Raw genomic sequence first — 13,950 nt, 5'->3', positions numbered from 1 at the left:
CAGCGAGATGCTGTGATAGACACCGAAATAGACCGCCTTGCCCAGCGGCAAGGAAAGGGAGAAGACATAATGGACCGCAAGCAGCAGTGCCCCCACTACTTCGATCAGCAGGGAATACAGAATAACCTTCTTGACCAGCCGGACTACGCCGTCGATGGTGCCGTGGTTCAGCGCTTCCTGCAAAACCAGCCGCTCTCTCAGCGAAATCCGCTTGTTCAGCACGAGCGCGATCAGCGTCGCCATCGTCATGAAGCCGATGCCGCCGACTTGGACCAATAGCAGAATGACGGTTTGTCCGAACACGGAAAAAGCCGTTCCCGTGTCGACGACCGTAAGGCCGGTCACGCAGGCGGCTGAAGTTGCCGTGAACAGCGCGTTCAGGGGCCCGATCGAGATGCCGGTAGCCGACGCTGCCGGCAGCGACAGAAGCAGGGTTCCGGCAGCGATCATAATCAGAAACCCGAACACCAGAATTTTAGGGGGCGTCAGCAGCCGTTTGGACCAATGCCCCCGGGTCATGCTTTTTTGTAAAATGAAACTCACCTCTTGCTGTGACTTAGATAGGTTTGGCAGACGAGCGGATCACCAGCTCCGACGGCAAAATCACCTTGCGGGACTCTGGAACGGAGCTGCCCCGAATCCGCTCCACCAGCAGCTGGATGCCCATGGCGCCAAACTGGTAAGCCGGCTGTGCCGCCACCGTTAGAAACGGGTCGAGTGCCGACGAGAGATCAAGATCGTCAAAGCAAACGACGGAAATGTCTTCCGGCACCCGGATGCCGCGCTCGCGCAGATCCCGGATTACACCGACCGCCAATACGTTGTTGGCCGCAAAAATCGCGGTCGGAGGAGAAGGCTGCTCGAGCAGCTGCTCCAGATGATCATCCGCATGGTAATCGCGGTAGTTCTGGTGGATGATAAGCGTCTCATCCAACGGGATGCCCTGAAGGGCCAACGCCTCCGCGTATCCCTCATAACGGAGCCGGGCCGTGGAGACGTCCAGGGAACCGTTGACAAGCGCGATGCGGCGATGGCCCAGCCCGATCAGGTAATCGACAAGCTTCCGGGCGCCTTCCTTGCTGTCCCCGCAGATCATATCCGACTCGATTCCGGGCACCGCCCGGTCCATAATGACGAACGGGATGTTGTGAGCCCGCAACTTCTCGAGATTTTTCAGCGACAGGTCCCCGGCAGGAGCAAACAGCACGCCATCGACCCGCGTGGACAGGATCATGTCGACATAATCCTTTTCCTTCGCGTAATCCTCGTCGCTGTTGCCGAACAGAAGGCGGTAGCCGTACTGTTTGGCACCGTCTTCGGCACCGCGGGCCAGGCTCGTATAGAACGGGTTGGTGATGTCCGTGATGAGCAGGGACAGAATTTGAGTCTGCTGCAGGACAAGGCTCCGGGCATTTGAATTCGGTATGTAATTAAGCTCTTCCATCACTTTTTGACTTTGCGGCGTGTCTCCTCACTGATCCGCCCGGTGTTGTTGATGACCTTGGAGACCGTCATGGCCGACACGTTGGCCTTTTGCGCTATATCGTAAATCGTTACCAATGTAAACCCCTCTTTGCTGTATATTCTATCAGAACCGCCCGGATAAAAGAAAATACGGATTGACAGTAATCGCTTTCATTGTTATTTTAAAGTTACCGATAACTCATTATACATTTTTTTGAGCATTTGACCCAGCATCAATGCAGCAGATCCAATTCAAGCAATCATGCAAGGCGTTTTGTACCTGGAGCTTAGGACGATCTAAAGAGCGGACGAGGCAGCGGGACCGGTATGTTATATAGAGCAGCAGCGTTGAAATTTCAGGAAAGCACCCTTCTTTTTTTGAAGGGATCAGCACGTGTTCCGGTTTAGTAACGGTGCTCCGATCGATCCATGTCGCTTTCCGCCAGGCTTGTTCTGTATTCTGAAAATGCATGCCGATTGACGTTTTTCATAGGAACGACGGATTGGAAGGCTGTATATTTTTTATTTTAGGGTTACCGGTAACCCCAATCGTAAGCAATGAAAAATCATAAGAAAAGCTGAGGAGGAAACAAACGATGGCCAACCAGAACGAAAGATGGAAGCACGGGTTCCCCAAGATCGGCATCCGGCCGACGATCGACGGCAGACGGAAGGGGGTTCGGGAGTCCCTGGAGGATATGACCATGAATCTGGCGAAGTCGGTCGCTGCTTTTCTGGGCGAACAGCTTCGTTACCCTGACGGCTCCCCGGTAGAATGTGTCATTGCCGACACCTGCATCGGAGGCGTGGCGGAAGCGGCGGCTTGCGCCGACAAATTTGCCAAAGCCGGCGTAGGCGTATCCATCACCGTGACGCCGTGCTGGTGCTACGGAACGGAAACGATGGACATGGATCCTTCGATTCCGAAGGCGGTATGGGGATTCAACGGTACGGAAAGACCGGGAGCGGTCTATTTGGCCGCCGTATTGTCTGCCCATGCGCAGAAAGGACTTCCGGCGTTCGGCATCTACGGCCGGGACGTGCAGGATCTGAACGATCCATCGATTCCTGCCGACGTGCAGGAGAAGCTGCTGCGTTTTGCCAGAGCCGGTCTGGCCGCTGCAACGATGAAGGGCAAATCCTACCTGGCCATCGGCTCGGTGTCGATGGGCATCGCAGGCTCGATGATCGATCCGGACTTCTTCCAGGAATATTTGGGCATGCGCAACGAGTACGTGGATATGTCGGAAATTACGCGACGGATCGAAGAGGAAATTTACGATCCGGAAGAGTTCACGCTGGCCATGGCTTGGGTGAAGGAGAACTGCAACGAGGGGCCGGACAACAACCCTGAAGCGATCCGGACTTCGCGCGAGAAGAAGGATAAGGACTGGGAGACGGTTGTCAAAATGACGCAGATCGTTCGCGACCTGATGGTGGGCAATCCGCGTCTGGCGGAGCTCGGCTTTGAAGAAGAGGCCATGGGCCATCACGCGATCGTGTCCGGCTTCCAGGGACAGCGGCAGTGGACGGACCACTTCCCGAACGGTGACTTCCATGAAGCGATTCTGAATTCCTCGTTCGACTGGAACGGCATCCGGGCTCCTTATTTGGTGGCCACCGAAAATGACAGCTTGAACGGCGTATCGATGCTGTTCGGCTACCTGCTGACCAATACCGCCCAAATCTTTGCCGACGTCCGTACATACTGGAGTCCCGATGCGGTGAAGCGGGTGACCGGTCATGAGCTCGGCGGAGCCGCGGCGAACGGCCTCTTGCATTTGATTAACTCCGGACCGGCGGCGCTGGATGGTACCGGGGAGCAGATGAAGGACGGCAAGCCTGCCTTGAAGCCGTTCTGGGAAATTACGCAGGAGGACGCGGACAACTGCCTCAAAGCCACGTCCTGGCGCCCGGCGGCAGTGGAATATTTCCGCGGGGGCGGCTTCTCGTCCGACTTCTTGACGCGCGGCGGCATGCCGGTAACGATGTCCAGGCTGAACCTGGTCAAAGGGCTTGGTCCTGTCCTGCAAATTGCCGAAGGATATACGGTCGACCTGCCCGAGGAAGTGCATGACAAGCTGGATCAGCGGACCGACCCGACGTGGCCGACCACCTGGTTTGCCCCGAACCTGACGGGCGAGGGAGCGTTCAAAGACGTGTATTCCGTGATGGATCACTGGGGAGCCAATCACGGTGCGATCAGCTACGGCCATATCGGCGCGGACCTGATCACACTGGCTTCGATCCTGCGCATTCCGGTGAGCATGCACAACGTTTCGGAAGAGCAGGTATTCCGTCCGAGAGCCTGGGGGCTGTTCGGAACAAGCGATCCGGAGGGAGCGGACTTCCGGGCCTGCCAAAACTTCGGACCGCTGTACAAGTAAGCATTTTCTACGGGTGAGGTGAGGCTAATGGGTTCGCAATCCTTACACATGCTGGCGGTGGATTTCGGGGCAAGCAGCGGACGCGCCGTGACGGGTGCATTCAATGGCCGAACGCTGACCGTAAGCGAGGTGCATCGTTTCAATAACGAACCGGTTCGCCTCGGGGACCATTTCCACTGGGATTTTCTGCGGCTGTTCCATGAGCTGAAGCAGGGCATTCACGCTTCCCGGCGGATGGCGGGCGGTGCCCCGGTATCGGTGGCGGTGGACACCTGGGGCGTTGATTACGGCTTGGTGGATGCCAAGGGGAGACTAGCCGGCAACCCTTATCATTATCGGGACCTGCGGACAGAACAGGTCATGCCGGAAGTGTTCTCAGCGATTCCGGAAAAAGAATTGTTCCGGCTGACCGGCATCCGCTCCTCCTCGATCAACACGATTTATCAGCTGTATGCCGAGGAGAAGGTCCGCTCCGGCTATGGAGCGGACGGGCTAAAAATGCTGATGATGCCGGATCTGTTTCATTACTATTTGTCTGGCGTCATGGCCAATGAATATACGATAGCCAGCACGAGCGGACTGCTCGATCCGCGCAGCCGTAAATGGCATAGCGACATTCTGAACACGCTGTCCATTCCGGAATCGCTGTTCTCGGAGATCGTGATGCCGGGAACGATGCTGGGACAGCTGCGGCAGGACATCCGTGAGGAGCTGCAGGTGCCGGACATGGCGGTAATCGCCGCGGCGGGCCACGATACGGCGGCCGCGGTGGCGTCCGGACCTCGGTACCGACTGGACGGAAGCCTTTGATTATAAGGCGCTGGGACAGGCGGCGGATTATATCATTCTGATGGGTTACGATGAGCATTGGGGCGGCGACCCGATCGCCGGGTCCGTATCTTCTTACCCTTGGGTGGAAAGCGCGCTGGACAAGCTTCTTCGCTCCGTGCCATCGTCCAAGACGATCCTGGCCCTGCCATTCTACACCCGGGACTGGACGCTGAAAGAAGGAGGAGCCACTTCGGAAGAATTGAACCTGGCACAGCAGGGCGTCCGCACGCGTTCCGTGGCCTATAACCGCAGCTGGGACGACAGTCTAGGGCAATACGTTTTCAAATATCAAAAACAGGGATATACCCATAAAATATGGATTGAGGACAGCCGGTCCATCACGAAAAAATATGTCATGGCAGCCGACCGGGGAGTAGCCGGTTACGCTTTCTGGTATATGGGGGCGGAGACGCCTGACGTATGGACGGCGATGTCCAATGCGGAAAGGTATGCTTCCTACTAATCATAAGCAGTAAAATAAGTGGAGTCTGATCTTGGGATAGATCAGGCTCTATTTTTATATATATGTTCAATAAAATTAGAATTTAGTGTTCTATAATTATTGAACCAATGAAGCTGATCGATTAGAATAAAACATATTAGTCCAGATTTTGGAATCCACCGGTATCGATACCATGGAATTTTGGAAGGAGAATAGGGATGAACTTGCTGGATCTTTCCTTTAAAAGAACGAGCTATGAGGCCAAAGTGCAGACCTCCATCTGGAATGAGTGCGCGCTGGGTGCAGCCGTGCTCACCTACCCGAAGCTTCACGGGTCGCTGGACAAGCCCGGCGAATATTATGCCCAGCTGCGCCAAAGAGCCAGCAGCCGGCTCGAAGCCGAGCTTCAGTTCTGCCAGGAGCATAACACTTGGAAAATGCTGCTCCAGCTGCTGCATTCCTTGAGCTGCGAGACGATTGAAAGCTTTGCTCTTAAGGCTCACGCTCTAAGCAGGGAGGAGTTCCGCTATCTTGTGCTCCCGTACCTGGAGACAGCTTTGGAGCCAGCCCGCAGACGGGCGGCGGAAGGAGACGCTGCAGGTGCGGAAGAGATGATGGATGCCTGCCGCGGACACCGTTTTTTTCCACAATTGATTCATGATGTGATGACGATGGATGCCGATACGCTTAGGGACCATCTGATTGCTCTGCTGCAGCTGTGGGACGCGGAGTTTATGGAACGCGAGCGGGAGATAACGGCGGCCGTGCTGAAGCGGGATGCGGAGGAGAAGGAGGCCTGGCTTCGGACGCTCTCACCTGAGGAGGCTGTTCTGAGGGCAACCGGTGTGGAGTATGCCCCCGAGCCGGGGGTTCAGCAGGTGCTGCTTATTCCTCATATCATTTATAGGCCGTTTACGGTCGAGGCTTCGCTGCCGCAAACGAAGGTATTCTATTATCCTGTCAGCGAGACCAGCCTGCCGGGGCTCCGGGATCCTTACGAACCTCCAGCCAGGCTGGTGCAGATCTACAAGGCGCTGGGAGATGACAAAAGGCTCCGCGCCTTGAAGCTGATCGCCGGGAAGGACCGGACGCTGAAGGAGCTGACCGACGCCTTGGGGCTGGGGAAAACGACGGTGCATCATCATCTGGCCGTTCTGCGCGCAGCCGGTCTTATCCGGGTGAAGGGCGGCAGCTATGCATGGAACCCGCAGTCGCTGCAACATCATGAACGGGAGCTGAACGAATTTTTGACCGGCAGCCATGATCAATAGGCAGAGCCCGGAACAAGCGGAGGGTGATTTCGCACAGCCGAGGCGGTGGCCGCAAAATTTCGCATGGCTGTATGCGGACCAGCTGCTGTCCGTGTTCGCCGGCACCTGCGGTACGTTTACCCTCTCCTGGCTGCTGTATGAGGTGACAGGCTCCACAGCGGCGATGGGAGGGCTGTGGCTGATCAGCTTCGCTTCCCAATGGAGCGTTCAACTGGTTGCCGGTCCACTGATCGACCGGTGGAAAAGAACGGCGGTCATGAAGCTGTCGGAAGCCGTCCGGGCTGCGGTGTATCTTGCCGCGGGTCTGATGTGGATAGCCGGGGAAAGACAGTCATATATATTGTATACGGCATCTTGGATCAGTTCGTTTGTCATGTACGACCTTGCTTCCGGTGCCCTGCTTCCGAAGCTGGTAAGGCCGGAAGAACTGACCCGCAAAAATGCATGGATGTCGGGAAGCGTGCAGCTGATGCGGACCTTAGCCTTCCCGCTGGCGGGTCTTGGCGTGCAGGTCCTTCAACCGGGAACCCTCCTTCTGATCCTGTCCTTGCTGTTTGCCGGCTCTTTCCTGTGCATCTGCTGCATTCGGGAGGGGCCACCTGCCTACGCTGCTTCTGCTGGACAAGGCCGATCAGGCGCGGGAGCGGTTTGGTTCGGTCAGATCCGGGCCGGATGGAAGGTATTTTCGGGCAACCGTCTGCTGGTGGCGCTCGCTTTGTTCGTCTCCGTTACCAGCTTTGGCGTAGCGGCTACGCAGGCGATGTATATCCCGTACGTCTCGGAGGTGCTTGGCGGGGGCGCGGCGGAATATGGCTGGTTTACGGCCGCATTTCCCTGCGGGTATGTGCTGGGCAGCTGGGCAGCCGGCAGAATAAGGGGAACCTCCCCGATGCTTGGCACCATGCTCGCCGCTCTCTTGATCGGCGGGGCGACTTACGTTGGGCTGTCGCTCGTTCGCAGCCTGCCTGCTGCCTTGGTGATCGAGCTGGCCGCGGGAATCGCGATGCCGTTCTGGAATGTTTTTCAGCAGTAATGTTTTCTACAGGCTGGTCCCCGAGCAGGTCCTTGGGCAGGTCTTATCGATGCGGCTGCTGCTCGTCAAATCTGCCGGGCCGCTTGGTATCCTCTACGGCACTTTTTTGCGCCGCGGCGTACGGAATTCCCCGGCTGTTCCTGACGGTCGGACTGCTGATTATGGCTGTGACGGGAACCGGTGTGGCCTGGACGATGATTTTCAGACATAATCCGGCGGGTGATTTGAGAAAATATCCATAGGAAAACAACCGTTTTACATACCAACATGAAGGAAAAGAGGTTGACTATGGAGAAAGGTACCGATCAAGAGCTGTCTTACGGATCAGACTATCATTATATTCCCGCCACCACGGCGGCCAGCGGTGAGGGCGTGGAGGTACGCCCGGACGTATACAGCTACACGGTGCAAATCGTCAATATTGTGCTGGCAGGTAACCCGCAGGCTGGATCGTTCGTATTGATCGATGCAGGAATGCCGGGTTCGGCGGACGACATCATCCGGACGGTGGAAGAGCGCTTCGGGTCCGGCCGCCGTCCGGAAGCGATTATATTGACCCATGCCCATTTTGACCACGTGGGCGCACTGATCGATTTGGTGAAGCACTGGGAAGTCCCGGTGTATGCCCATAAGCTGGAGATGCCATACCTGACGGGACAGGAGAGCTATCCGAAGCCCGACCCGACCGTGGAGGGCGGAATGCTCGCGAAGCTGTCCTTTGCGTTTCCGAACGAACCGGTCAACGTGGGACCATGGGTCAAGCCGCTGCCGGATAACGGAAGCGTACCGGGCATGCCGGATTACCGGTGGATCCCTACGCCGGGACATTCGCCCGGGCATGTATCCCTGTTCCGGGAAAGGGACCGGACTTTGATTGCTGGGGATGCCTTTACGACCGTCCGCCAGGATGAGCTCTACAAAGTGCTGACCCAGAAGGTGGAAATTAGCGGACCGCCGCGGTATTTTACGCCGGATTGGTTTGCGGCCTGGCAGTCGGTCAAACGGCTGGAGGCTCTGCACCCGGATGCAGCCGTCACCGGGCACGGAGAGCCCGTAACCGGCGAGGAGCTGGCGGCGGGATTGAAGAGGCTGGCGGAACAATTCGACAGCCTGGCTATTCCGGATCATGGGACCTATGTGAAACGGTACGAACATTAATCGCAGCTTAGAATGATCAGCCGTACAACGGGGGCCATACTCCTGGAATACGGCTCAGCCGTACAACGGGGGCCATACTCCGTGGAATACGGCTTTTTTTATCAAAATACAACGTTTGAAGAAAGGAAGTGAACCGCACTCTTGTCCGTAAAATCGGTGAAATGGTATGCCGTGCTTGTGCTGCTGTGCGTACTCCTCGTGTATCTCGTCGACCTGACGACCTTTCGGTACAATGGAAGGACGATATCCGGCAACGGCAATCCCGGACTGCTGTTTTTGTTTCCGGCCTGGACGGCCGCGCTGATGCTGATGATCGCGACCTTTATTATGGCCGTCAAATATTTTGACGACCTCAGCGACCACATCGTAAAGAAGGCTTACCGGATCTGGTTACCGCTTTTTTCCCTGCTAGCCCTGCTCCTCTCCGTTTATTTCCAGTACCGCAAAATCATGCAGTGGGTGGATACCTACCGTCAGATGACGGAGAGGCTTGGCTCGCCGCTTTTCCTTGGCGCACTAAATCCATATAATAATTCACTCTATTACAATGCCCATATTTTGTTATTTTGTATATCGGCGGCCATGCTATGCGGATGGTGGGTCGTATCCAGACGTCCGTACTAAACTTTCGGCATGACGGGGCGGATGAGGCGTGCTACAATAACATGTTGTAACGCACCCTATGTCAGTTGAAAGGAACATCCATGAGAAAAACATCCGCACCCCTACCTACATTCATTCCATTACTGATCGGCATTACGGCGATATCGTTCTCTTCCATCTTCGTAAAATGGTCGTCCGCGCCTGCGTCGGTTCAGGGCATGTACCGTCTGTTGTTCACCGCGATTTTGATGCTTCCCTTCCTGAAGCCTCATTGGAAGGAACTACGCGCGCTTTCCATAAAAAATTGGCTTCTCCTCGGGACGTCCGGCTTTTTCCTCGCGCTTCACTTCCTGCTCTGGATGGGGTCGCTCAAGCTGACGAGCGTCTCCAGCTCAACGATTATATTAGCGCTGGAGCCGGTTTTTATCGTCATCGGGGCGTTCTTCTTTTATAAGGAAAAAACGTCGGCTGCCGCCATTTCGGGCATGGTGGTCGCTATTGCCGGAGCCGTTCTGATCGGACTCGGCGATATCGGCGTTTCCCGTGACAATCTGCTTGGCGATCTGCTGTCCGTCCTCGGCACGCTCGCGGTGTCCGTGCACATGCTGATCGGGCAAAAAATGGTCGCCCGCGTGCCTTCCTTTGTGTACAGCTTTGTCGTGTTTCTTTCGGCTGCGGTCGTGTTTGCCGTATATAACGCGGCAGCCGGGGTGTCTTTTACAGCATACCCGGGACGGGACTGGGGAATATTCCTGCTGCTGGCCGTCGTCCCGACGGTATTTGGCCATCTGCTGTTTAACTGGCTGCTGCAGTACGTGCCCGCATCGACGATTTCGATGAGCATCCTGGGAGAACCGGTTGGGGCGAGCCTGCTTGCGTTCCTGATCCTTGGTGAAGCGATCACGCTGTTTCAGCTTGCGGGGGGCCTGCTGGCGATTGCCGGCCTGATCGTATTTCTGAACGCCGGAAAGTTCAAAACCCGGCCGAAAAGCGATATTCCTGGCTGTCGCCGAAGCTTGCCATCGGAGAAGTCCGCACGATCGAAGCAGCGCTGTCCGCAAAGGCGCCGGAGCACAAGGCACAGTTTGAAAAAAATGACCGCTGCCTACATAGCCAAGCGGCTCCATCGTGGCCGTGAATCCACTGCAGCTGATGATCATCGCCGCGGTGACGGCGGGTGGACTGATCTTCTTCGCCGTCCTTCGGCGCCACCTCTATACGCTGACATTCGATGAGGAGACGGCTGCCGTGGGCGGCGTACAGGTCAAGCTGCTGACGTTCGCATTCGCGGTCATGTCGGGACTGATTGTGGCTGCGGCGATGCCCATCGTCGGCGTCCTGCTGGTTTCGGCACTGATCGTGCTGCCTTCCGCATTTGCGCTGCGCTTTGCCGGCGGCTTTCTGCAGGCGTGCATCCTGGCGGTTTGTGCCGGCCTGACCGGCGTGTTCGGCGGCCTGACGGCTTCCTATTACACGGATACTCCGCCAGGCGGCACGATTGCGCTAACGCTGCTGCTGATCCTACTTGCGGGCATTGCCGTCCAGAAGGTCGGTCAGCGCCGCAGACAGCGCCACTTGGGAGAAGCGGTCAGGGCCGTTCCGTCCGCATCCCGGCAGGTAATGAGCACATCATATCAAGAAGAGGAGACAAACGTATCATGAATAAAAGAACACCCTTTCTATCTGCACTTATCGTAAGTTCGATGATCCTGGTCCTGGCCGGATGCGGATCGGCAGCGAAGAATGAGAGCGCGGAGCCGGCTGCGGCGACCGTGGCCGGCAAGGACAAACTCAAAATCGAAACGAGCTTCTACCCGATGTATGAATTTACCCGCCAGGTTGCCGGCGATTTGGCGGACGTGCATCTGCTCGTTCCTGCAGGCACCGAGCCCCACGACTGGGAACCGACGCCGAAGGATATGGCCGCGATCGAGCAGGCGGACATGCTGGTCTATAACGGAGCCGGCTTGGAGAGCTGGGTGGATCAGGTGGTCTCCGGCTCGGACAGCAAGGGGATGACAGCGGTAGAAGCGAGCAAGGGCTTGGAGCTGATCCCGGGAACGGAAGAAGAAGACCACGATCATGACCATGACCATGACGCTGCAGATGGAGACGCGCATGCGACTGAAACGGAAACCGGGCACGAAGAGGAGCCTGCCCATGAGCATGAACACGAGCACGATCACGGCGCTTTCGATCCCCATGTTTGGCTGTCGCCGAAGCTTGCCATCGGAGAAGTCCGCACGATCGAAGCAGCGCTGTCCGCAAAGGCGCCGGAGCACAAGGCACAGTTTGGGAAAAATGGCCGCTGCCTACATAGCCAAGCTGCAGCAGCTGGACGAGCAGTACACGAAAGAGCTGTCGGGCACGAAGCGCAAAGATTTTATTACGCAGCATGCAGCTTTCGGATACCTGGCCCACACGTATGGACTGACGCAGGTACCGATTGCCGGTCTCTCTCCCGAACAGGAACCGTCGGCACAGGCGATGGCGGAGGTCGTGAAGTTCGCCAAGGCTCATCAGGTGAAGACGATTTTCTTCGAGACGCTGGTATCCTCCAGTGTAGCAGATACGATCGCCAAAGAGGTCGGGGCAAGTCGGCCGTGCTGAATCCGATCGAGGGGCTGACCGCCGAAGACGAAGCCAATAACCTCGACTATCTCCAGATTATGCAGGCAAACTTAACGGCGCTGGTGAAGGCGCTGAATGAATAATCCCATTACAGGAGGACTTGCTCTTATGAACCCATCATCCGTCATTCCGGTCACCGTCTTGAGCGGTTATCTCGGATCTGGCAAAACGACGATTTTAAACCATGTGCTGAACAACCGCGAAGGCGTCAAGGTCGCCGTCATCGTGAACGACATGAGCGAAATTAACGTGGACGCGCGGCTCGTTCAATCGGAGACTTCCTTGTCCCGTACGGACGAAAAGCTGGTCGAAATGTCCAACGGCTGCATCTGCTGCACGCTGCGGGACGACCTGCTGCAGGAAGTCCGCAAGCTGGCGGAGGAGCGGCGATTTGACTACATTCTGATCGAATCGACAGGCATCTCCGAGCCGATCCCCGTTGCGCAAACGTTTCATTACCAGGACGAGGCCTCCCGGGATCGACCTGACGCAATACGCCCGGCTGGACTGCATGGTTACCGTAGTCGATGCGTACCGCTTCTGGCATGATTTCGCCTCAGGGGAGACGCTGCTCGACCGGAAGGAAGGCGCCGGGGAGGAGGATGACCGCGATGTGGCCGATCTGCTCATCGATCAGATCGAAACCTGCGACGTGCTGCTCCTCAACAAATGCGACCTGGTGGGGGAATGGACGTTTTATTTGCGCAAGGGGGTTCGCTTCCATAACGGGCAGGAGCTGACCTCACGCGATGTGCAGTTCACGCTCGAACGCCTTAAGGACGGGACGGCCAACGGATGGCTGATGCGAGGCGTGGAGCGTGTTGAGACGATCGGACCCCGGGTTCTGCGGGTCAAGCTGAACCGGCCTAACCGGATGTTTGACCGGTTCATGTGCTCGGCGGCGGCTTCGATTCTGCCCTTCGGCTTCGCAGGCATGGAAGAGGACAGCTATTGGAGCCATCCGCTCGGAACGGGACCGTTCCGTCTGGTCACCTGGACCAGCGGCCGGATCGAGATGGCGGCGTTTGACGCCTATTTTCAGGGGAGGCCGTATCTGGACGGCGTCGACATCGTGATCATGCCGGAAGACTGCAGCACGGAAATGGACGGAATCGCCAAGGTTCACCACAGCCTGGATACGATGCGTATGGACCGAAGTACGCCGGAGGATACCTGGCAGGAGATCGAGAAACTGTGCCAGGGCTGCACGCTGCTTACCTGGAACGTGTCACGTGAAGGTGTGCAGCAGTCGGAGGCGTTCCGGCGGGCCGTGCGGATGATCCTGCATCCCGGTGATATGGTGGCGGAGCTGGGCGGCGAACGGGCGCTGCCGGCTTTTGGATTCCGCCCAGACGCGAGCCGTTCCCACGCGGTGGAACCGACGCGTCCCGATCGCGTCCGGAGGGCGCTGGAAGAATCGGGTTATAACGGAGAGGTCCTCCGCTTTGCATGCCACCAAAAATATGGGGAAGACGGCATGTGGGTCGTAAACCGGCTGGCTGCCTGGGGAATCCAAATTGAGACCCTGGATTATGACCAGTGGCCGGAATCGGATTTCGTCATCTCTGGCCTGGTATTTCCCGAAGACGAGGTATGCGAAATTGAAGCTTATGAACACCGGGATTGCGTCATGCAGGCTTATTTTGACCATGAACGGAAGGAGTGGATTACCGGCCGGATCGATGCGGCCGTGGCGGCCGCATCCACGGACCAGCGGCGGATGTTCCTGAAGGAGATCGAGGAGCATCTCCGCGATGAGGCGACGGTCATTTTTCTGCACCACCGGAGGCTGAGTACCTTTTTACATCCCTCGGTACGCGGTGTCAGCCTGAATCCCCTCGGGTGGATTGACTTTAAGGACGTATGGCTGGAACAGGCATGACGAAAGACTGCAAAAGCGAAGCTCATGCTCAAGTATGAAACGTTGATGAGGCGTAGGACATCATCTGTTGCAAAATAATAAAAGCAGGCATGCCGCGGGATGAACCCCGCTGTATGCCTGCTTTATTCATGTATGCCGATTAGAATTTAAAAATCTGAAATCGTCTTCTGCAGCTGGAACACGGCCTGTCTCATTGCTTCGGTCTCATCGACGACCGCCTCGATCGACTTCATCTGCTCGTTCATGGC

Annotated in this window: 12 protein-coding genes and 3 pseudogenes; 13 read left to right on the top strand and 2 right to left on the bottom strand. The window is 56.8% G+C overall.

What is annotated here, in order from left to right:
- A partial coding sequence (locus CPT76_RS15385; RefSeq protein ID WP_308737594.1) for a potassium transporter TrkG occupies positions 1 to 543 on the bottom strand: 543 nt, incomplete at its 3' end.
- A gap of 13 nt (positions 544 to 556) precedes the next feature.
- A pseudogene (locus CPT76_RS15380) lies at positions 557 to 1,560 on the bottom strand (LacI family DNA-binding transcriptional regulator).
- 500 nt (positions 1,561 to 2,060) lie between these two features.
- Here CPT76_RS15380 and CPT76_RS15375 point away from each other — a divergent pair.
- The 13 genes and pseudogenes from CPT76_RS15375 to CPT76_RS39795 all read left to right on the top strand — a co-directional run bounded on the left by CPT76_RS15375 (position 2,061) and on the right by CPT76_RS39795 (position 13,702).
- A complete protein-coding gene (locus CPT76_RS15375) occupies positions 2,061 to 3,851 on the top strand; it encodes an L-fucose isomerase (RefSeq protein WP_105443510.1) in 1,791 nt (596 codons plus the stop codon).
- Positions 3,852 to 3,878: 27 nt separating this feature from the next.
- Entirely contained in the window at positions 3,879 to 4,661 is a 783-nt protein-coding gene (locus CPT76_RS15370; protein WP_105443509.1) for an FGGY family carbohydrate kinase, read from the top strand.
- A complete protein-coding gene (locus tag CPT76_RS15365; protein ID WP_105443508.1) occupies positions 4,606 to 5,145 on the top strand; it encodes a glycosyl hydrolase family 18 protein in 540 nt (179 codons plus the stop codon). The genes CPT76_RS15370 and CPT76_RS15365 overlap by 56 nt, the downstream gene beginning before the upstream one ends.
- Before the next feature lie 197 nt (positions 5,146 to 5,342).
- Positions 5,343 to 6,395 (top strand): ArsR/SmtB family transcription factor, encoded by a 1,053-nt coding sequence (locus tag CPT76_RS15360; protein ID WP_105443507.1) that lies wholly within the window; start codon positions 5,343 to 5,345, stop codon positions 6,393 to 6,395.
- Positions 6,385 to 7,428: an MFS transporter gene (locus CPT76_RS15355; protein ID WP_105443506.1), complete on the top strand. Its 1,044-nt coding sequence runs from the start codon at positions 6,385 to 6,387 to the stop codon at positions 7,426 to 7,428. Before CPT76_RS15360 ends, CPT76_RS15355 begins: the two co-directional genes overlap by 11 nt.
- A gap of 288 nt (positions 7,429 to 7,716) precedes the next feature.
- On the top strand, positions 7,717 to 8,586 hold the full coding sequence (locus tag CPT76_RS15350) for an MBL fold metallo-hydrolase (RefSeq protein ID WP_258168525.1): 870 nt from the start codon (positions 7,717 to 7,719) through the stop codon (positions 8,584 to 8,586).
- A gap of 141 nt (positions 8,587 to 8,727) precedes the next feature.
- A complete protein-coding gene (locus tag CPT76_RS15345; protein WP_105443504.1) occupies positions 8,728 to 9,210 on the top strand; it encodes a hypothetical protein in 483 nt (160 codons plus the stop codon).
- 80 nt (positions 9,211 to 9,290) lie between these two features.
- Positions 9,291 to 10,424: a DMT family transporter gene (locus tag CPT76_RS15340; protein ID WP_308737591.1), complete on the top strand. Its 1,134-nt coding sequence runs from the start codon at positions 9,291 to 9,293 to the stop codon at positions 10,422 to 10,424.
- Positions 10,318 to 10,851, top strand: coding sequence for a metal ABC transporter permease (locus CPT76_RS15335; RefSeq protein ID WP_308737590.1), 534 nt, complete (start codon positions 10,318 to 10,320; stop codon positions 10,849 to 10,851). Before CPT76_RS15340 ends, CPT76_RS15335 begins: the two co-directional genes overlap by 107 nt.
- Positions 10,848 to 11,549, top strand: a pseudogene (locus CPT76_RS39805) (metal ABC transporter solute-binding protein, Zn/Mn family); the annotation flags it as partial. The gene CPT76_RS15335 and the pseudogene CPT76_RS39805, both read left to right, overlap by 4 nt.
- A complete protein-coding gene (locus CPT76_RS39800; protein ID WP_258168637.1) occupies positions 11,491 to 11,799 on the top strand; it encodes a metal ABC transporter solute-binding protein, Zn/Mn family in 309 nt (102 codons plus the stop codon). The pseudogene CPT76_RS39805 and the gene CPT76_RS39800, both read left to right, overlap by 59 nt.
- A 129-nt stretch (positions 11,800 to 11,928) precedes the next feature.
- Positions 11,929 to 12,508, top strand: a pseudogene (locus tag CPT76_RS42105) (GTP-binding protein); the annotation flags it as partial.
- Positions 12,500 to 13,702 carry an ABC transporter substrate-binding protein gene (locus tag CPT76_RS39795; RefSeq protein ID WP_374954679.1) on the top strand — a complete coding sequence of 401 codons (1,203 nt, stop codon included), beginning with the start codon at positions 12,500 to 12,502 and terminating at the stop codon, positions 13,700 to 13,702. The pseudogene CPT76_RS42105 and the gene CPT76_RS39795, both read left to right, overlap by 9 nt.
- Positions 13,703 to 13,950: the final 248 nt, after the last annotated feature.

The organism is Paenibacillus sp. AR247 (assembly GCF_002968895.1).
In the GTDB taxonomy this organism is placed as follows: Bacteria; Bacillota; Bacilli; order Paenibacillales; family Paenibacillaceae; genus Paenibacillus_AQ; species Paenibacillus_AQ favisporus.
Note: the sequence above shows the minus strand (reverse complement) of the source record. Positions and strands in the feature narration are given on the sequence as shown.